The 19,068-nt window shown below is 63.3% G+C and carries 20 protein-coding genes; 17 read left to right on the forward strand and 3 right to left on the reverse strand.

Translation table 11 applies throughout. From position 1 onward, the window contains the following. The first annotated feature begins 117 nt into the window (after window positions 1–117). From C3F38_RS05075 to C3F38_RS05095, 5 genes are read left to right on the forward strand one after another with little or no spacing between them, the layout of a single operon-like run. The gene (locus C3F38_RS05075) at window positions 118–1,611 is read left to right on the forward strand and encodes an APC family permease (RefSeq protein ID WP_033648536.1); all 1,494 of its coding nucleotides are present in this window, start codon (window positions 118–120) and stop codon (window positions 1,609–1,611) included. Beyond that, window positions 1,586–2,176, forward strand: a complete 591-nt coding sequence (locus tag C3F38_RS05080; protein ID WP_055317226.1) for a DUF3156 family protein — start codon at window positions 1,586–1,588, stop codon at window positions 2,174–2,176. Before C3F38_RS05075 ends, C3F38_RS05080 begins: the two co-directional genes overlap by 26 nt. Then, window positions 2,169–2,951, forward strand: coding sequence for an SDR family NAD(P)-dependent oxidoreductase (locus tag C3F38_RS05085; RefSeq protein WP_033648535.1), 783 nt, complete (start codon window positions 2,169–2,171; stop codon window positions 2,949–2,951). The genes C3F38_RS05080 and C3F38_RS05085 overlap by 8 nt, the downstream gene beginning before the upstream one ends. 11 nt (window positions 2,952–2,962) lie before the next feature. After that, complete coding sequence (locus C3F38_RS05090; protein WP_055311796.1) at window positions 2,963–3,760, forward strand: MoaF C-terminal domain-containing protein; 798 nt, start codon at window positions 2,963–2,965, stop codon at window positions 3,758–3,760. Window positions 3,761–3,764: 4 nt separating this feature from the next. Next, window positions 3,765–4,556 carry an SDR family oxidoreductase gene (locus C3F38_RS05095; protein ID WP_055317225.1) on the forward strand — a complete coding sequence of 264 codons (792 nt, stop codon included), beginning with the start codon at window positions 3,765–3,767 and terminating at the stop codon, window positions 4,554–4,556. Between the two features lie 56 nt (window positions 4,557–4,612). Here C3F38_RS05095 and hpaR read toward each other — a convergent pair whose 3' ends face one another. After that, entirely contained in the window at window positions 4,613–5,065 is a 453-nt protein-coding gene (gene hpaR / locus C3F38_RS05100) for a homoprotocatechuate degradation operon regulator HpaR (RefSeq protein WP_004933183.1), read from the reverse strand. A gap of 327 nt (window positions 5,066–5,392) precedes the next feature. On the opposite strand from hpaR, the gene C3F38_RS05105 reads away from it, so the two are divergent. The 11 genes from C3F38_RS05105 (at window position 5,393) to hpaC (ending at window position 15,922) form a co-directional block, all read left to right on the forward strand. Further along, window positions 5,393–6,025 carry a fumarylacetoacetate hydrolase family protein gene (locus C3F38_RS05105; protein WP_038878411.1) on the forward strand — a complete coding sequence of 211 codons (633 nt, stop codon included), beginning with the start codon at window positions 5,393–5,395 and terminating at the stop codon, window positions 6,023–6,025. Next, the gene (locus C3F38_RS05110) at window positions 6,022–6,786 is read left to right on the forward strand and encodes a fumarylacetoacetate hydrolase family protein (RefSeq protein ID WP_038878413.1); all 765 of its coding nucleotides are present in this window, start codon (window positions 6,022–6,024) and stop codon (window positions 6,784–6,786) included. Before C3F38_RS05105 ends, C3F38_RS05110 begins: the two co-directional genes overlap by 4 nt. Further along, on the forward strand, window positions 6,783–8,237 hold the full coding sequence (gene hpaE / locus C3F38_RS05115) for a 5-carboxymethyl-2-hydroxymuconate semialdehyde dehydrogenase (protein WP_033636981.1): 1,455 nt from the start codon (window positions 6,783–6,785) through the stop codon (window positions 8,235–8,237). The genes C3F38_RS05110 and hpaE overlap by 4 nt, the downstream gene beginning before the upstream one ends. 165 nt (window positions 8,238–8,402) lie before the next feature. After that, window positions 8,403–9,260, forward strand: coding sequence for a 3,4-dihydroxyphenylacetate 2,3-dioxygenase (hpaD, locus tag C3F38_RS05120; RefSeq protein ID WP_055317224.1), 858 nt, complete (start codon window positions 8,403–8,405; stop codon window positions 9,258–9,260). Window positions 9,261–9,269: 9 nt separating this feature from the next. Continuing rightward, on the forward strand, window positions 9,270–9,656 hold the full coding sequence (locus tag C3F38_RS05125) for a 5-carboxymethyl-2-hydroxymuconate Delta-isomerase (RefSeq protein WP_038878420.1): 387 nt from the start codon (window positions 9,270–9,272) through the stop codon (window positions 9,654–9,656). Between the two features lie 14 nt (window positions 9,657–9,670). Then, entirely contained in the window at window positions 9,671–10,474 is an 804-nt protein-coding gene (gene hpaH, locus C3F38_RS05130) for a 2-oxo-hept-4-ene-1,7-dioate hydratase (RefSeq protein WP_004933170.1), read from the forward strand. 75 nt (window positions 10,475–10,549) lie between these two features. Next, window positions 10,550–11,344, forward strand: a complete 795-nt coding sequence (gene hpaI, locus C3F38_RS05135; protein WP_038878422.1) for a 4-hydroxy-2-oxoheptanedioate aldolase — start codon at window positions 10,550–10,552, stop codon at window positions 11,342–11,344. Window positions 11,345–11,347: 3 nt separating this feature from the next. After that, the gene (hpaX, locus tag C3F38_RS05140; protein ID WP_038878424.1) at window positions 11,348–12,718 is read left to right on the forward strand and encodes a 4-hydroxyphenylacetate permease; all 1,371 of its coding nucleotides are present in this window, start codon (window positions 11,348–11,350) and stop codon (window positions 12,716–12,718) included. Window positions 12,719–12,752: 34 nt separating this feature from the next. Next, a complete protein-coding gene (hpaA, locus tag C3F38_RS05145) occupies window positions 12,753–13,649 on the forward strand; it encodes a 4-hydroxyphenylacetate catabolism regulatory protein HpaA (RefSeq protein ID WP_038878427.1) in 897 nt (298 codons plus the stop codon). Between the two features lie 178 nt (window positions 13,650–13,827). Continuing rightward, window positions 13,828–15,390: a 4-hydroxyphenylacetate 3-monooxygenase, oxygenase component gene (gene hpaB / locus C3F38_RS05150; RefSeq protein ID WP_019454961.1), complete on the forward strand. Its 1,563-nt coding sequence runs from the start codon at window positions 13,828–13,830 to the stop codon at window positions 15,388–15,390. Between the two features lie 16 nt (window positions 15,391–15,406). Next, a complete protein-coding gene (gene hpaC / locus C3F38_RS05155; RefSeq protein WP_038878431.1) occupies window positions 15,407–15,922 on the forward strand; it encodes a 4-hydroxyphenylacetate 3-monooxygenase, reductase component in 516 nt (171 codons plus the stop codon). A 33-nt stretch (window positions 15,923–15,955) separates the two neighbouring features. Here the strand turns inward: hpaC and ampH are convergent, their stop codons facing one another. Both ampH and C3F38_RS05165 read right to left on the reverse strand, forming a co-directional pair. Further along, window positions 15,956–17,098, reverse strand: coding sequence for a D-alanyl-D-alanine-carboxypeptidase/endopeptidase AmpH (gene ampH, locus C3F38_RS05160; protein ID WP_038878434.1), 1,143 nt, complete (start codon window positions 17,096–17,098; stop codon window positions 15,956–15,958). Window positions 17,099–17,224: 126 nt separating this feature from the next. Continuing rightward, the gene (locus C3F38_RS05165; protein ID WP_033636991.1) at window positions 17,225–17,983 is read right to left on the reverse strand and encodes a FadR/GntR family transcriptional regulator; all 759 of its coding nucleotides are present in this window, start codon (window positions 17,981–17,983) and stop codon (window positions 17,225–17,227) included. A gap of 235 nt (window positions 17,984–18,218) precedes the next feature. Between C3F38_RS05165 and C3F38_RS05170 the strand changes: the two genes are divergently transcribed. Next, a complete protein-coding gene (locus C3F38_RS05170; RefSeq protein WP_038878437.1) occupies window positions 18,219–18,959 on the forward strand; it encodes an SDR family oxidoreductase in 741 nt (246 codons plus the stop codon). Window positions 18,960–19,068: the final 109 nt, after the last annotated feature.

Genomic DNA, 19,068 nt, shown 5'->3' on the forward strand with positions numbered 1-19,068 from the left:
CTTAAGGACGATAGTCAGCATTTTCCTTTCCTCTCTATAGTGAGATTACCGCCGCTGGCGGTGAAAAACCTGCAAGCACCTGCATGCATCAGGCCAAAACTATAAGAGGAAATAACCATGAACCTGTCGTCGCGGTTGCACGCCCACCTGGCTCGAGGCAAGGTCGGCTTTCCCACCACCCTGGCCAGTTCGGTCGGGGTGATCATGGCCAGCCCGGTGATCCTGACGGTCACCAGCGGCTTCGGCATCGGCGGCGACACCTTCGCGCTGGCGATGCTGATCGCCTTCATCATGATGCAGGCGCAGCTCACCACCTTCTCCGAAGCGGCAGCGCTGCTGCCGACCTCCGGATCGGTTTACGACTACATCTCCTGCGGCATGGGGCGCTTTTTCGCCATCACCGGCGCGCTGTCGGCCTACCTGATCGTGCACATCTTCGCCGGCACCGCCGAGACCATTCTCTCCGGCATCATGGCGCTGGTGAACTTCGAGCACCTCAATACCCTGATGGAAAGCCACAACGCCTCCTGGATGGTCGGCGTCGGGCTGGTAATCGTGTTCGGCCTGCTCAACGCGTTCGGCATCGAGGCCTTCGGCAAGGCGGAGATCGTGCTGACCTTCGCCATGTGGAGCACGCTGGTGATTTTCGGTATCGTCGGGCTGCTGTCGCCGCATGCGGTGCCGCTCGAGGGCTGGTTCGGCAGCACGCTGAGCCTGAACGATCCCTTCGCGGTGTTCAGCCTGATCGGCATGGCGATGTTCATGTTCGTCGGCTGTGAGCTGGTGACGCCGATGGCGCCGGAGATCAAGCGCTGCGATCGGGTGATCCCGCGTGCGATGGCGCTGGGGCTGTGCGGCGTGGCGGTGTGCATGGCGCTGTACGGCGCGGCGCTCAGCCACCAGGTGGAAAACGTGGTGATCGACGCCGCCAGCGGCACGCGCCTGCTGGAAACGCCGATGGCCATCCCGGCGTTCGCCGGCCAGGTGATGGGCCAGTTCGGCAAATACTGGCTGGGCGTCGGCCTGCTGTTGGCGGGCGCGGCGACCATCAACACGCTGATGGCGGCGGTGCCGCGCATTTTGTACGGCATGGCGCTGGACGGCGCGCTGCCGCGCATGTTCGCTTATCTGCACCCGCGCTTTAAGACGCCGGTGGTCGGTATTCTGGTGGCGGTGTTGATCCCCTGCGTACACGCCTTCGCCATTCAGGGCAACCTCGACAGGATCATTCCGCTGGTGCTGGCGGCGGTGTGCGCCTGGGGTGTGGCCTACCTGCTGGTGACCTGTTCGGTGGTGATCCTGCGCGTACGCCGCCCCGATCTGCCGCGCGCCTATAAATCGCCGTGGTTCCCGCTACCGCAGATCGTTTCCAGCGTCGGCATCGTGCTGGCCATCGTTTACATCACGCCGCCGGGAATGAACCCGAGCGACATCTACATTCCTTTCGGTTGGATGATCGGCCTGACCGCCGCCTATGCGCTGTTCTGGACGCTGTGCGTGCAGAAAGTGAATCCGTTCAAGCCGGTGCCGGTCGAGCAGGTGCTGGAGAACGCGTTCGCCAAGGGTGAAAACGAGGAGGCGCAGTTTGATCGGCTTACTTCCCTCACTTAATCGCGCCTGGCGGCGAGCGCCGTCGGGCTATCGGCCGGGCGCCGCGCTGGATCGTCTGGCGCGCAACCTGGAACCCTACGCGTGCGAACGCCTGGCGCCGAGCCTGCTGCGGCTGACGCTGCCGCAGGGGCCACAGATCGAGATCGGCGAACAGGTCCAGGGGCTGTTTATGGCGCATATCGTCAGCCACCGCTTTCGGTTGCAGGGCCCGTGCGCGATGCAGCCTCCGCTGACGCTGGACGTGGTGACCGGCGGCTGGCTGCGGCGGCGCGGGGTGCGTTATCTGCTGCGCCAGCGCCATGCGGCTGCGCAGCGGGTGCTGGACGGCCTGCAGCGTTACCCGCAGATCGGCGAGACGCTGGCGCAGCTGGATTTTCGCCGCGTGCGGCTGACGGTGAACGACGGGCGTTGGCAGGTGGAGATTGAGCATTTCGCCGCATCGGAGGTGGTCAGCCGTTTGCCGGCCGGCCGCCGCTACCTGCGGCTGGATGCCGAACAGCGGCGGCTGCTGTTGAGCAGCCTGCTGATGATCGGCCAACTGATGGAGAAGCTGAATCATGAATAGAGTGGTTGTGATTACCGGCGGCGGCACCGGCGTCGGCGCCGCCTGCGCCCGTCTGCTGGCGGCGCAGGGCGATCGGGTGTTCATCATCGGCCGCCGCCCGGAACCGCTGGCGGCGCTGGCGCAAGAGATCGGCGCGCAGGCGCTGGTGGGCGATGCCGCCAGCGGCGAGAGCTGGAACCACGCGCTGCTGCCGGCCATTCTGCGCGAAGCCGGGCGCATCGACTGCCTGATCGGCAGCGCCGGCGGCATGGGCTTCAAGCGCATCACCGAGATGACCGACGCGCAGTGGCAAGGGGCGATGGACAGCAACCTCAACAGCGCTTTCGCCAGCGCGCGCGCCTGCCTGCCGGAGCTGATTAAAAGCGGCGGCAACCTGCTGTTCGTGGCCTCGATCGCCTCGCTGGCCGCCGGGCCGGAGGTCTGCGGCTACGTCACCGCCAAGCACGCGCTGATCGGGCTGATGCGCTCCATCGCCCGCGATTATGGCCCGCTGGGCGTGCGCGCCAACGCGGTGTGCCCGGGCTGGGTGACCACGCCGATGGCGGACGAAGAGATGCAACTGCTGATGGACGCCCATCAGATTTCGCTGGAGCAGGCTTACCAGATGGTCTGCCGCGACGTGCCGCTGCGCCGCCCGGCCAGCGCCGAGGAGATCGCCCGCGTCTGCCGTTTCCTGTGTTCCAGCGAAGCTTCAATCATTACCGGCGCAGCGCTGGTGGCCGACGGCGGCTCCACCATCGTCGATGTGCCGACCCTGGCTTTCACTTCCCTGTAAGGAGCATTTCCATGAGTTCAGAAGCGGTATTCATTCAGGTTGGCGCGCTGGCGGAAGGCTTTGCGCCGCACAGTAATACGCTGGAACGGCAGCACGGGCTGGCGGGCACCACGCTGACGCTGCGTTTTCGCGACGGCGCGACGCAGCGCTGCCGGTTCACCGACGAGCAGACGCTGGAGTGGGGGGAACGGCGCAGCGTCGCCTATCGCGCCACCAGCATTCGCCCCGGCGTGCTGTTCATCGATTTTCTCGATCCTGCCCGCGCCAACGCCAGCATTACGCTGGTATGCGACCGCAATCAGGGCAACTTCACCGCGGTGTACGGCCAGCTGCCGGACGAAGCGCAAGCGCGGCTCGACGCCTTCAGCCGGGTGGAGCAGGGGCTGCCGCTGACCGCGGTCGAGGCCGAATTCCGCTTCGGCACGCTGGATGACGCCGACGTGGCGCCACCGGGCTTTACCGATGAGCTGATCGGCATGCGCAACATGTACACCTACAGCCCGACCGAACGGTACGAGCACATCTACCTGAACGATAACTTCTACGCCTGGCAGTGTCTGGACGGGGTGGAGAAAGGGCTGGCGGACGTCGATCGCTGCCACTACGTGAAGGTGGCGGAGCAGCTTTATCTGTTCGTCTGGCGCGAGAAGATCATACCGACGCTGGGCGTGGTGATGATCGATCTGCAGGGCATGCGCACCGACGGCAAGATCCTCGGTTATCAGGGCAGCGATTTCAGCGCACTGAGCAACTTTGCGGTCGGCGCCCATGCGCAGGTGTTGAACACCACGCGCCACCCGCGAGGATAGGGCGATGAGCGTAACCTATGCGGCCGACGCCTTTGCGGGGCAGGCGGTGCTGGTGACCGGCGGCGCTCAGGGCATTGGGCTGGCGATCGTCAGCGCCTTTGCCCGGCTGGGCGCGGAGGTGACGATCGCGGACGTGCAACTGCCGCAGGCACAGGCGGCGGCGCAAACGCTGCGGGGTGAAGGGCTGAGCGTGCAGGCGCTGGCTTGCGATCTGGCCGAACCGGGGCAGATCGCCGAGCTGGTGACGGCGGTAGGTGAGCGGCATCAACGGCTGGACGTGGTGATTCACAACGCCGCTTACTTTCCGCTGACGCCGTTCGCCGCCATCGACGCGGCTCTGCTGCAACGCACGCTGAGCGTCAATCTGATGGCGCCGTTCTTTCTGGCGCAGGCGGCGCTGCCGTGGATGCGCCACCGGGGCGGCGGCTGCCTTCTGGTGACCTCGTCGGTGACCGGCCCGCGGGTGGCCTACCCGGGGCTGGCGCACTACGCCGCCTCCAAGGCCGGGGTGAACGGGTTTATTCGCGCGGCGGCGCTGGAGCTGGCGGCGGAGAAAATTCGCGTCAACGGCGTGGAGCCGGGGATGATCCGCACGCCGGCGATGGCCAACCTGGGCGACGCGCAGGTGAATCAGGCGATCGCCGCCTCGGTGCCGCTCGGGCGGCTGGGGGAACCGGAAGACATCGCCGCGGCGATGGTGTTTCTCGCCTCGCCGGCGGCGGCCTACATCACCGGTCAGACGCTGGTGGTGGACGGCGGCGCGCTGTTGCCGGAAACGAATGCTCTGCTTACCTGACGCTGCAGCGTTGTTGGCTGCAACGTCAATTAATTTGAGAATTCCGGTTGGTTAAATCACTGCTTGGCGGGATGCGCGGTGACGTTGGCGGGCAGGCTGTCGCCCAGGGTGATCAGCTCGTCCAGCAGCGTCATCAGCTGATCCATTTTCTGCCGCGAAAAAGCGGCTTCAATCTCGGCGTAGCCCTGTTCCACCTGGTGGCGCGCCACTTCATACAGATCCTGGCCCTGCTGGGTCAGCGACACGTACAGCTTGCGCTGATCGTTGACCGGCTTCAGGCGGAAGATCAGCTTGTCACGCTCCATGCGCGACAGAATGCCGGTCAGGCTGGGGCGCAGAATGCAGGTTTCCGCCGCCAGTTCGTGGAATTCGATCGAGCGGCTGTTGGCCAGCACGCGGATGATGCGCCACTGCTGTTCGGTCAAATTGTGGCTTTTCAGGATCGGGCGGAAGAACCCCATGGCGGTTTCACGCGCCTGCAGCAGGGCGATGGTTAACGATTCATGCATAAGTTTGGCCTTAGCTATCAAGGTGTTCGTTGTTACGGCGCTCGTTATGGGGGCGCCTGCCCCGCAAAGCCCGATTTTGTTAATAACTTAATAGTAGCCAAAGTTACCCGTAGGGATAAAGCAAAAATGCGGGGCGCAGCGAAAAATGGCGATAAAAATGATTAATGCATTGAATAATCACGCTAATGTTCGTTATTTGTGAATATTTTGTTATCACGATCACAAATCACTCCAAGCGCATTGCGTAAAAGCTGCACAGCGTATAAAAGTAATCATTAATATGTTAATGAATGCCGGTTGTCATGTTTTGCCATTGGAGGAGTTCGCATGAAAGGCACCGTATTTTCCGTTGCGCTGAACCACCGCAGCCAACTGGACGCCTGGGATCAGGCGTTTCACCAGCCGCCGTATCAGACCCCGCCCAAAACCCCGGTCTGGTTTATCAAACCGCGCAACACCCACCTCGCCAACGGCGGGGCGATCCCGTTTCCGGCCGGTGAAACCGTGCACAGCGGCGGCACGCTGGCGGTGATCATCGGCGATACCGCGCGTAAGGTGCCGGCGGCGCAGGTGAGCCGTTATCTGGCCGGTTACGCGTTGGCCAACGACGTCAGCCTGCCGGAGAGCAGCTTCTACCGCCCGGCGATCAAGGCCAAATGCCGCGACGGATTCTGCCCGCTGGGGGAGATCGGCCAGTTGGCGAATGCCGATCGGCTGGAGATCGTCACCGAGATCAACGGCGTGGAGCAGGATCGCTGGTCCACCGCCGATCTGGTGCGCTCGGTGCCGGAGCTGATCGCCGCCATCAGCGACTTTATCACCCTGCAGCCGGGCGATGCGGTGCTGATCGGCACCCCGCACCAGCGGGTGGAGATCAAACCGGGGGATGAGGTGACGGTGCGCGCCGCCGGCCTGCCCACGCTGACCAACCGCGTCACCCAGGCAGGAGCCGCATCATGAAACATGCCCGTATTCGCCATCATGGCCAGATCTTCAACGTGCAGGTGGACGAGCAGCTGCGCGTCACGTTGCCGAACGGCGAGGTGCTGCAGGAGCGCGAAGTGGAATGGCTGCCGCCGGCGCAGGGCACGGTGTTCGCCCTGGGGCTGAACTATGCCGACCACGCCAGCGAGCTGGAATTCAAGGCGCCGGAAGAGCCGCTGGTGTTCCTCAAGGCACCGAACACCCTGACCGGCCACCGCCAGGTGTCGGTGCGCCCGGCCGGCGTGGAGTATATGCATTACGAAGCCGAGCTGGTGGCGGTGATCGGCAAGACCGCGCGCAACGTCAGCCGCGAGCACGCCATGGAGTATGTGGCGGGCTACAGCCTGTGCAACGACTACGCCATTCGCGATTACCTGGAGAACTACTACCGGCCGAATCTGCGGGTGAAGAGCCGCGACACCCTGACGCCGATCGGGCCTTACATCGTCGATCGCGACGACGTCGCCGATCCGCACCGGCTGGCGCTCAGCACTTACGTCAACGGCGAGCTGCGCCAGCGCGGCAGCACCGCCGACATGATTTTCGACATTCCGTTCCTGATCGCCTACCTGAGTGAATTCATGACGCTGCAGCCGGGCGACATGATCGCCACCGGCACGCCGAAAGGGCTGGCCGACGTGCAGCCGGGCGACGAAGTGGTGGTGGAGATCGAGGGCATCGGCCGTCTGGTTAACCACATTATCAGTGAAAAAGATTACGAGGAGAGCCTGCGATGAAAACCATCAACCACTGGATCAACGGCAAGAACGTCGCCAGCAAAGAGTACTTCACCACCACCAACCCGGCGAACGGCGAGGTGCTGGCGGAGGTGGCCTCCGGCGGCCAGCTGGAGATAGACCAGGCGGTGGCGGCGGCGAAAGAGGCGTTCCCCAAGTGGGCCAACACGCCGATGAAAGAGCGCGCGCGCCTGATGCGCCGCCTGGGCGAGCTGATCGACCAGAACGTGCCGCAGATCGCCGAACTGGAAACCGCCGACACCGGCCTGCCGATCCACCAGACCAAAAATGTGCTGATCCCGCGCGCTTCGCACAACTTCGAGTTCTTCGCCGAGGTGTGCCAGCAGATGAACGGCAAGACCTACCCGGTAGACGACAAGATGCTCAACTACACGCTGGTGCAGCCGGTGGGGGTGTGCGCGCTGGTGTCGCCGTGGAACGTGCCGTTCATGACCGCCACCTGGAAAACCGCGCCTTGCCTGGCGCTGGGCAACACCGCGGTGCTGAAGATGTCCGAACTGTCGCCGCTGACCGCCGATCGCCTGGGCGAGCTGGCGCTGGAGGCCGGCATTCCGGCCGGGGTGCTGAACGTGGTGCAGGGCTACGGCGCCACCGCCGGCGACGCGCTGGTGCGCCATAAAGACGTACGCGCGGTCTCCTTCACCGGCGGCACCGCCACCGGCCGCCGCATCATCGAAAGCGCCGGGCTGAAGAAATTCTCCATGGAACTGGGCGGCAAGTCGCCGGTGCTGATCTTTGAAGACGCCGACATCGAGCGGGCGCTCGACGCCGCGTTGTTCACCATCTTCTCGATCAACGGCGAACGCTGCACCGCCGGTTCGCGCATCTTCATTCAGGAGAGCATCTACCCGGAATTCGTCAAACGTTTCGCCGAGCGCGCCAACCGCCTGCGCGTGGGCGATCCGCAAGATCCCAACACCCAGGTGGGGGCGCTGATCAGCCCGCAGCACTGGGAAAAAGTCTCCGGCTATATCCGCCTCGGGGTGGAAGAAGGGGCGACCCTGCTGGCCGGCGGCCCGGACAAACCGGCCGGCTTGAGCCACGGCAACTTCCTGCGCCCCACGGTGCTGGCGGATGTCGACAACCGGATGCGCGTGGCGCAGGAGGAGATCTTCGGGCCGGTGGCCTGCCTGTTGCCGTTCAAATCAGAAGAAGACGGCCTGCGCATGGCCAACGACGTGGAGTACGGTCTGGCGTCGTACATCTGGACGCAGGATGTGAGCAAGGTTCTGCGCCTGGCCCGCGGCATTGAAGCGGGCATGGTTTTCGTCAACACCCAAAACGTACGCGATCTGCGCCAACCGTTCGGCGGCGTGAAAGCCTCCGGCACCGGCCGCGAAGGCGGCGAATACAGCTTCGAAGTGTTCGCCGAAATGAAGAACGTGTGCATTTCCATGGGTGATCACCCGATCCCTAAATGGGGCGTTTGATAGCGTCTCTGGCGTTTAAAATTGACAAACATCCCCTAAATAATTCGAGTTGCAGGAAGGCGGCAACTGAGCGAGTCCCGATGAGCTTACTCAGGTAAGCGATTCGGGTGAGTAAAGGCAGCCAACGCATCTGCCGCTTGAAGTATGACGGGGATAGGAGGACTTATGGGTAAGTTAGCGCTAGCCGCCAAGATTACACATGTTCCATCGATGTATCTGTCGGAAATCCCTGGGAAAAACTTTGGCTGTCGGCAGGCGGCCATCGACGGCCATAAAGAGATCGGCGCGCGTTGCCGCGAGATGGGCGTCGACACCATCGTGGTGTTCGACACCCACTGGCTGGTAAACAGCGCCTATCACATCAACTGCAGCGCGCACTTCTCCGGCGTGTACACCAGCAACGAGCTGCCGCACTTCATTCGCGACATGACCTACGACTACGACGGCAACCCGGCGCTGGGGCAGTTGATCGCCGACGAGGCCTGCAAGCTGGGCGTGCGCGCCAAGGCGCACGACATCCCGAGCCTGAAGCTGGAATACGGCACGCTGGTGCCGATGCGCTACATGAACGCCGACAAGCATTTCAAGGTGGTATCGATTTCGGCGTTTTGCACCGTGCATGACTTCGCCGACAGCCGCCGGCTGGGCGAGGCGCTGAAAAGCGCCATCGAGCAATACGACGGCACCGTGGCGGTGCTGGCCAGCGGCTCGCTGTCGCACCGCTTCATCGACGATCAGCGCGCCGAAGAGGGCATGAACAGCTACACCCGCCAGTTCGATCAGCAAATGGACGAACGGGTGGTCAAGCTGTGGGAAGAGGGGCGCTTTCGCGAGTTCTGCGAAATGCTGCCGGAGTATGCCGATTACTGCTACGGCGAAGGCAACATGCACGACACCGTGATGCTGCTGGGCCTGCTCGGCTGGGACCAATACGACGGTAAGGTGGAGTTCATCACCCCGCTGTTCGCCAGTTCCGGCACCGGGCAGGTTAACGCCGTGTTCCCTTTGCCCGCTGAAGCCTGAGGTGTGTGAATGCCCCATTTTTACGCTGAATGTACCGACAACATCCGCCGCGAGGCGGATTTGCCCACCCTGTTCGCCAAGGTCAACGAGGCGCTGGCGGCGACCGGCATCTTTCCGCTGGCCGGCGTGCGCAGCCGCGCCATCTGGCTCGACACCTGGCAGATGGCCGACGGCAAGCAGGACTACGCCTTCGTGCACATGACGCTGAAGATCGGCCACGGCCGCACTCTGGAAAGCCGCCAGCAGGTGGGTGAGATGCTGTTTGCGCTGATCAAGGAACACTTTGCCGCGCTGATGGCACAGCGTTACCTGGCGCTCTCTTTCACTATGGAAGAGCTGGATCCGGTGCTGAATTACAAACAGAACAATGTCCACGCGCTGTTCAACAAGGCGTGAATAAGGGGTCGTAAATGCTGGATAAAGAGCAGGTTAACCGCGCCGTACAGCGCCTGCATCAGGCGGAAAAGAGTCGTGAACAGATCCGCGCGCTGTCGCTCGATCATCCCGAGATCACCATCGAAGACGCCTATGCCATTCAGCGGCAGTGGGTGGAGCTGAAGATCGCCGAGGGGCGCACGCTCAAAGGCCACAAGATCGGCCTGACCTCGCGCGCCATGCAGGTGAGCTCGCAGATCACCGAGCCGGACTACGGTGCGCTGCTGGACGACATGTTCTTCAACGACGGCAGCGACATTCCGATCGATCGCTTTATCGTGCCGCGGGTGGAGGTGGAGCTGGCGTTCGTGCTGGCCAAGCCGCTGCGCGGGCCGAACTGCACGCTGTTCGACGTCTACAACGCCACCGACTACGTCATTCCCGCGCTGGAGATCATCGACGCGCGCAGCCACAACGTCGATCCCGAGACTCAGCGGCCGCGCAAGGTGTTCGACACCATCTCCGACAACGCCGCCAACGCCGGGGTGGTGATGGGCGGGCGGCCGATCAAGCCGGATGCGCTGGATCTGCGCTGGATCTCCGCGCTGCTGTACCGCAACGGCGTGATTGAAGAATCCGGCGTGGCGGCGGCGGTGCTCAACCACCCGGCCAACGGCGTGGCCTGGTTGGCCAACAAGCTGGCGCCGTATGAGGTGGAGCTGGAAGCGGGGCAGGTGATCCTCGGCGGCTCCTTCACCCGGCCGGTGCCGGCGCGGCGCGGTGATACCTTCCACGTCGACTACGGCCCGATGGGCTGCATCAGCTGCCGCTTCGTCTAAAAAGCAGGCTCGGCGAACCGGGCCGCAATAAACCGGGCGGGCCATGCGCTACGCCCGCTTGTCAGGGAGAATGCGATGTTAACCAACCACTTCAAGCGTGCACTGCAGGAAAAACGCCCGCAGATCGGGCTGTGGCTCGGGCTGTGCAGCAGCTACAGCGCCGAGCTGCTGGCCGGCGCCGGTTTCGACTGGCTGCTGATCGACGGCGAACATGCGCCCAACAACGTGCAAACGGTGCTGGGGCAGCTGCAGGCGGTCGCGCCTTACCCGAGCCAGCCGGTGGTGCGGCCACCGTGGAACGACGCGGTGATCATCAAGCAGCTGCTGGACGTCGGCGCGCAAACCCTGCTTATCCCGATGATTCAAAACGCCGAACAGGCGCGCGACGCGGTGCGCGCCACGCGCTATCCGCCGCACGGCGTGCGCGGCGTCGGCAGCGCCCTGGCGCGCGCTTCGCGTTGGAACCGGGTGCCTGATTACCTGCAGCAGGCCGATGAGCAGATGTGCGTGCTGGTGCAGATTGAAACCCGCGAAGCGGTGAAAAACCTCGACGCCATTTTGCAGGTGGAAGGGGTGGACGGCGTGTTTATCGGCCCGGCGGATCTCAGCGCCGACATGGGCTTTGCCGGTAATCCGCAGCACCCGGAGGTGCAGCACACCATCGACGACGCCATCGCGCGCATCCGCGCCGCCGGCAAGGCGCCGGGCATTTTGATGGCCAACAAGGCACTGGCGCAGCGCTATCTGGAGGCCGGCGCGCTGTTTGTCGCGGTGGGGGTGGATACCACCCTGCTGGCGCGGGCGGCGGAAGCCCTGGCGGACGAATTCAAACGGGGCGGGGCACAAGCGCCTTCATCGGGAGTCTACTGAACCATGAACCACGTCGATTCGCTGCAGCCGGCCAACCCGGCGCAGCAACATAAAGCGTTAACCGCCGCCGAGCAATCGGTGATTAAAAAGTTGTTTCGGCGCCTGATCATTTTCCTGTTCGTGTTGTTTGTTTTCTCTTTCCTCGACCGTATCAACATCGGCTTCGCCGGGCTGACGATGGGCAAAGATCTCGGCCTCAGCTCGACCATGTTCGGGCTGGCGGCGACGTTGTTCTATGTCACCTACGTGATCTTCGGCATTCCGAGCAACATGATGCTGAGCCGGGTCGGCGCGCGGCGCTGGATCGCCACCATCATGGTGCTGTGGGGCATCGCCTCCACCTGCACCATGTTCGCCACCGGGCCGACCAGCCTGTACGTGCTGCGCATGATCGTCGGCATCACCGAGGCCGGTTTCCTGCCGGGCATTCTGGTGTACCTCACCTACTGGTTCCCGGCGTTCTACCGCGCCCGCGCCAACGCGCTGTTCATGATCGCCATGCCGGTGACCATGGCGATCGGCTCGTTGGTCTCCGGCTATATCCTGGCGCTGGACGGGGTGATGAACCTGAAGGGCTGGCAGTGGCTGTTCCTGCTGGAAGGCATTCCGTCGGTGCTGCTGGGCGTGGTGGTGTGGTTCTACCTCGACGATACGCCGGCCAAGGCCAAGTGGCTGACCGACGAGGAGAAAGCCAGCCTGCAGGCGATGATGGAGGCCGACAAGCTGCAGCTGGTGCAGCCCAACGGGCCGAGCAGCCACCGCGCGCTGCAACAGCGCAGCCTGTGGCGCGAGATCTGCACGCCGATCGTGCTGATGTATACGCTGGCCTATTTCTGCCTGACCAACACCCTGAGCGCGATCAACATCTGGACGCCGCAGATCCTGCAAAGCTTCAACCAGGGCAGCAGCAACGTGACGATCGGCATTTTGGCGGCGATCCCGCAGATCTGCACCATCGCCGGCATGGTGTGGTGGAGTAAACGATCCGACAGGCTGCAGGAGCGCAAGCATCACACCGCGCTGCCGTACCTGTTCGCCGCCGCCGGCTGGCTGCTGGCGTCCGCCACCGATCACAGCCTGATCCAGTTGCTCGGGATCGTGATGGCCTCGGTCGGCTCCTTTACCGCCATGGCGATCTTCTGGACCACGCCGGATCAGTCGATCAGTCTGGAGGCGCGCGCGGTGGGGATCGCGGTGATCAACGCCACCGGCAACATCGGATCGGCGCTCAGCCCGCTGTTGATCGGCTGGTTCAAGGATCTGACCGGCAGCTTCAACTCCGGGCTGTATTTCGTCTCGGCGCTGTTGATCGTCGGCGCCGTGCTGGTGTGGCGCATCCCGATGAAGGATTCGCGCCCGAGAGCGACGCCTTGATGCGCAAGTGGGCATGATTGCAGGAGGTCATGAGGTGCGGAAAAGTACCGGCTTTATCGCCAACATCGATATTTGCAAAGAGTATGACGCGCGCTACGCCGCCGACGAGGTGCACTACGAAACCTTCGCCGGGTTGGCGGCGTTCTTCGGCCGCGACATGCAGGTGCATTGGCACGACTGCTTCTTCCAGGTGCATTTCCTGGAGACCGGCAAGATAGAGCTGCAGCTCGACGATCAGCACTATTCAGTGCAGGCGCCGCTGTTCATCCTCACGCCGCCGTCGGTGCCGCATGCGTTCTTCACCGAACCGGACAGCGATGGCCACGTGCTGACGGTGCGCCAGGAGCTGATTTGGCCGCTGCTGGAGCGCCTGTATCCCGGCAGCAACCTGGCGCTGGACATGCCGGGCATCTGCCTGTCGCTGGCCGACGCGCCGCAGGAGCTGACGGCGCTCAGCCACTACTGGGCGCTGATCCGCCGTGAGTTCGGGCAGAACCTGGCCGGGCGCGAACAGACGCTGGCGCTGCTGGCGCAGGCGGTGTTCACGCTGCTGCTGCGCAACACCGCGCTGGAAGACAGCGCCAACAGCGGCGTGCGCGGCGAACTGCAGCTGTTTCAGCGGTTCAACAAGATGGTGGACGAGCGTTTTCGCGAGCACCTGCCGGTGCCGGAGTATGCGCAGGCGCTGGGGGTGACCGAATCGCGGCTCAACGACCTGTGCCGGCGCTTCGCCAACCGGCCGCCCAAGCGGCTGATCTTCGATCGGCTGCTGCGCGAGGCCAAACGCATGCTGCTGTTCAGCGCCTGTACGGTGCATGAAACCGCCTACAGCCTCGGCTTCAAGGATCCGGCCTATTTCGCCCGTTTTTTCAATCGGCTGGAAGGCTGTTCCCCCTCGACCTACCGCGCGGCGCAACACGCCCTTTCGTAACCGCGATCACAGTTTGCCGCGAAAGCGGCAAACTGACCTGAAAAGTACCGGCGATTGCCGCAAAAGTCTCTTCTCGAAATCGGCTTTGGCAGCTTCAATTAAGCAACCAAAAGAAAACATTATTTTAACAAATGGCCGATTCCACGGCCTGAAAAATGCCGATGACGAGGAAGACCCGATGAAACCAGAAGACTTTCGTGCCGACAGCAAACGCCCGTTCACCGGCGCTGAATACTTGAAAAGTTTGCAGGACAGCCGCGAAATCTACATTTACGGCGAGCGCGTGAAAGACGTCACCACGCACCCGGCGTTCCGCAACGCGGCGGCATCAGTCGGCCAGCTGTACGACGCGCTGCACGATCCGGCCAGCCAGGATCGCCTGTGCTGGAATACCGACACCGGCAACGGCGGCTATACCCACAAATTCTTCCGCTACGCCCGCAGCCCGGAAGAGATGCGCCAGCAGCGCGATGCCATCGCCGACTGGTCGCGCCAAAGCTACGGCTGGATGGGGCGTACGCCGGACTACAAGGCGGCCTTCGGCTGCGCGCTGGGCGCTTATCCGGAGTTCTACGGCCAGTTCGCCGACAACGCGCGCCACTGGTACAAACGCATTCAGGAAACCGGGCTCTATTTCAACCACGCCATCGTCAACCCGCCGATCGACCGCCACAAGCCGGTCAACGAGGTGAAGGACGTCTACATTCAGGTGGAGAAAGAGACCGACGCCGGCATCATCGTCAGCGGCGCCAAAGTGGTGGCTACCAACTCGGCGTTGACCCACTACAACTTCATTGGCTTCGGTTCGGCGCAGGTGATGGGCGATAACCCGGACTTCGCGCTGATGTTTGTGGCACCGATGGACGCCGAAGGGGTGAAGCTGATTTCGCGCGCCTCCTACGAGCTGGTGGCCGGCGCCACCGGATCGCCGTTCGACTACCCGCTCACCAGCCGCTTCGACGAGAACGACGCGATCCTGATCATGGATCACGTGCTGATCCCCTGGGAAAACGTGCTGATCTACCGCGATTTCGACCGCTGCCGCCGCTGGAGCACCCAGGGCGGTTTCGCCCGGCTGTTCCCGCTGCAGGCCTGCGTGCGCCTGGCGGTGAAGATGGACTTTATCACCGCGCTGCTGCAAAAGAGCCTCTCGTGCACCGGCGTGCTGGAGTTCCGCGGCGTGCAGGCCGATCTGGGCGAAGTGGTGGCCTGGCGCAACCTGTTCTGGTCGCTGAGCGACGCGATGTGCGCTGAAGCCACTAAATGGGAAAACGGCGCCTACCTGCCGGATTCCGCCGCGCTGCAAACCTACCGCGTGATGGCGCCGATGGCCTACACCAAGGTGAAACACATCATCGAGAAGAATGTCACCAGCGGCCTGATCTACCTGCCGTCCAGCGTGCGCGACATGAACAACCCGGAGATCGACAAGTACCTGGCGCGCTACGTGCGCGGATCGGACGGTATGGATCACGTCGAGCGCATCAAGATCCTCAAGCTGATGTGGGATGCGATCGGCAGCGAATTCGGCGGCCGCCACGAGCTGTATGAGATCAACTACGCCGGCAGCCAGGATGAGATCCGCCTGCAGTGCCTGCGCCACGCGCAGGGATCCGGCAACATGGATCGCATGATGCAGATGGTCGACAAGTGTCTGGCCGATTACGATCAGCACGGCTGGAAGGTGCCGCACCTGCGGAACAATGACGATATTAATCAGTTGGATAATCTGCTGAAGTAATTCAGGAGGAGGTTGTATGTCTCAGGAAAATGAACAGCGCCTGCGCTTTCGCGACGCCATGGCCAGCCTGTCGGCGGCGGTGAATATCATCACCACCGACGGCCCGGCGGGGCGCTGCGGCATCACCGCCACGGCGGTGTGCTCGGTAACCGATACGCCGCCGACGCTGCTGGTGTGCATCAACCGCAATAGCGCGATGAACCCGGTGTTTCAGGAAAACCGCAGGCTGTGCGTCAACGTGCTCAACCACGAGCAGGAGCTGATGGCGCGCCACTTCGCCGGCATGACCGGCGTCAGCATGGAAGATCGTTTCCGGCTGGAAGAGTGGCAGCTCGGTGCGTTGGGACAGCCGGTGCTGCGCAATACCCTCGCCAGCCTGGAAGGGGAGATCGAGCAGATCCAGAGCATCGGCACCCACCAGATGTACCTGGTGCAGATCAAGCAGATCGCGCTGAGCGAAGCCGGCAACGGGCTGATCTACTTCAAGCGCAATTTCCATTCGGTGATCCACCCGATGGCGGTGCCGGCCTGAGGCGTTGGGGCGCAGCCCGCTGCGCCCCACGTTTCAACTCTTGTTAGCCGCCAGATCGCTCACCAGACGGTTGACCGGATCGCTCATGTTGGTGAATTTGCTCAGCTCCGAGCGGGTCACCACCACGAACACCCCGACGTTTTTCGCCGGGATCATCGCCATGTAGGTAATGAACCCGCCGCCGCCGCCGGTCTTCTGAATGATGCCCGGCAGCCCGTCCTTCGGCGCCATATACACCCAACCCAACCCCAGCGCATCCGCTTGCCCCGGCACGTCCATGCCCTTCAGCGACACCAGATCGTGACGCTGGAAGTACATGGTTTGCTCGCTGGCGGCGGTGGCTTTGCGCGGGCCGCTGGCGCTGGAGGAGAGGAATTGTTGCATCCAGCGCTGCATGTCGCGCGGGGTGGAGTAGACGCCGCCGCTGCCGGCCGCGGCGGTGGTGTCGCGGCAGGCGCTCGGGCCGGCCGCCGCCACCATCAGGCGCGAGCACTGCTCGGGGCTCGGCGTCAGCGTGGTGTCGACCATGCCGAGCGGCGCGGTGATTTTCTCTTTCAGCAGCGCGTTGTAGGGCTTGCCCGCAGCGCGCGAGAGCGCGTCGGCCAGCAGGTCATACGCCAGGTTGGAGTAGGCGGCGTGTACGCCCGGCGGTACCGTGACGTTGGCATGCGCCAGCCACTGCCAGCGCTGGGCCTTGGTCGGCCAGGTGAACACCGGCGTTTTCGGCGGCTTCTTGCCCGGCTGCTCGCGCGGCAGCGAGCTGGTGTGCGTCGCCAGGTTCAGCAGGGTGATCGGCTGCTCGGCGTTGTAAGCCGGCACATAGGCGCCTTTGGGGGCGTACTTGCGCAGCGGGTCGGTCAGTTTGACCTGGCCTGCCGCCGCCATTTTCACCATCACTTCGCTGGTCATCAGCTTGGTGATCGAAGCGATGCGGATCAGCGAATCCGGGCGCGGGCGCAGGTTGTTGCCGGGTTTGGTATCGCCAAAGCTGCGGTTAACCACCTGATTGCCGTCGATCACCACCAGCGCCATGCCGGTGGCGCCGCTGTTGTAGAAAATATGTTCGGCATACTGGTCGACGATTTGCGAAGCCAGCTGCGGGGGCGCGGCCTGCACGGCCAGCGGCGCGGCGCACAGGCCCAGCGCCAGCAATAAAGCGGAGACAGAATTCTTCAACGGTCGTTATCCATTTAACAATGCAGCGGGGAAAGGGCTCATCCGTCGCCCAGTGTAATGTGCCCGGGCCCCGGCTGCATGTAGAAAAAAGAGCGGTGGCGATAAAATTTTTTCACCGCCGGCGGCCTACTGCGCGCGGGCGAAAATGGCGATCACTTCATCGAGGTGCGCCTTCATCGCCTTGCGGGCGCCGCGCACGTCACGCGCTTCGATCGCCGCCAGGATCGCCCGGTGTTCCAGTTCGGAACGGTGCGGCATGTCGTCCGGCGTATAGTGACGTTGCAGCACGCGGAACATGCTGCCGTAACGGTGGCCGAGCAGGTGGCCGATGATGAACGCATAGGCCGGGTTGCCGCTGGCCTGGGCGATGCGGATGTGGAACAGCCGATCGCCGGGGTGGGTGGCGGAACCGGCGCGGTTATCGCGGCAGTTCTGCTCGTAGGCAGCGCGGATGCCCGCCAGCTCTTCGTCGGTGGCGTGGCGCGCGGCCAGTGCGGCGGTCTCCGGTTCGATCAGCAGACGGGTTTGCAGCAGAGAAAACGGCGGCAGCTCGGCGTTGAAATCCAGCTCGATGTTCAGTTCGTCGTCGATCTCCGCCCACTGGTTGCGGCCGGCCTGGGCCATCACCGGCTCCTGCGACGGCGCCAGCGGCGTTTGCGAGCGCACGATCACCCCGTTGCCGACCTTGACGTCCACCAGGCCGATCACTTCCAGCGCGATAAGCGCCTCGCGCACCGATGCGCGGCTGACCTGCAACTGCTGGGCGAGATCGCGCTCCGAGGGCAGGCGGCTGCCCGGCGGAAATTCGTTATTTTCGATAAGACGTTTGAGCTGGTCAGCTATCTGTCTGTAAATTCTTGGGTTTTCCAGTCGGGTAATCGGCATTTTTGACCTTTGACGATTCGGCGTTCAGTGATTTGGCGCACAATTATGCGACAAGGCGCTTGAGTAATCGTTATTCAAGTGTAAAAAAATGGTTAATTGAAATGCGGTTTCAAGGCTGTTTTATTAACTTCTTCCCCCAACGATAACGCGTAAAGCGTCTTTTGTCATGTTAGAGGCCTGACCTTTAACCGCCTTTAATGGCCTGACCATTGGACCTTTAGGCCGAGGAGTCAAGATGGATCTAACCGGGAAACGCGTACTGATCACCGCCGCCGGGCAAGGGATCGGTTTTACCACCGCCAGGCTGTTCGCCGCCGCCGGCGCCGAGGTGATCGCCAGCGACATCAACCTCGAGCGCCTGCAGGGCTCTGCCGGGATCCGCGCGCTGACGCTGAACGTCACCGATCCGGCCGCCATCGCGGCGGCGGCGGAAGCGATCGGCCCGATCGACGTGCTGTTCAACTGCGCCGGCGTGGTGCACAGCGGATCGATCCTCGATTGCAGCGAAGATCAGTGGGCGTTCGCGCTCGATCTCAACGTCACCGCGATGTACCGCATGATCCGCGCCTTCCTGCCGGGCATGTTGGCGCGCGGCAAAGGCTCGATCATCAACATGTCCTCGGTGGCCTCGAGCGTGAAAGGGGTGCCGAACCGCTTCGCTTACAGCGCCAGCAAGGCGGCGGTGATCGGCCTGACGCGCTCGGTGGCGGCGGACTACGTTACGCAGGGCATCCGCTGCAACGCCATCTGCCCCGGCACGGTGGAGTCGCCGTCGCTGCGCCAGCGCATTGCCGAGCAGGCGCGCGAGCAGGGGCGCAGCGAGCAAGAGGTGTATCAGGCGTTCGTCGCCCGTCAGCCGATCGGGCGCATCGGCACCACCGAGGAAATCGCCCAACTGGCGCTGTATCTGGCCTCTGACGCCAGTTCATACACCACCGGCACGGTGCAGATCATCGACGGCGGCTGGAGCAACTGAAGGAATGGGCCCTCAGGCGGTTGCGCTTGCCATTTTGAGCTTGGGCAGTGCTCGGACTCCTCACGTACTCCGTGTACGCTCCGGGTCCTGCGCGCTGTCCGCACCCAAA

Origin of the sequence: Serratia sp. SSNIH1, assembly GCF_002935055.1 — a bacterium.
Classification (GTDB): Bacteria; Pseudomonadota; Gammaproteobacteria; order Enterobacterales; family Enterobacteriaceae; genus Serratia; species Serratia nevei.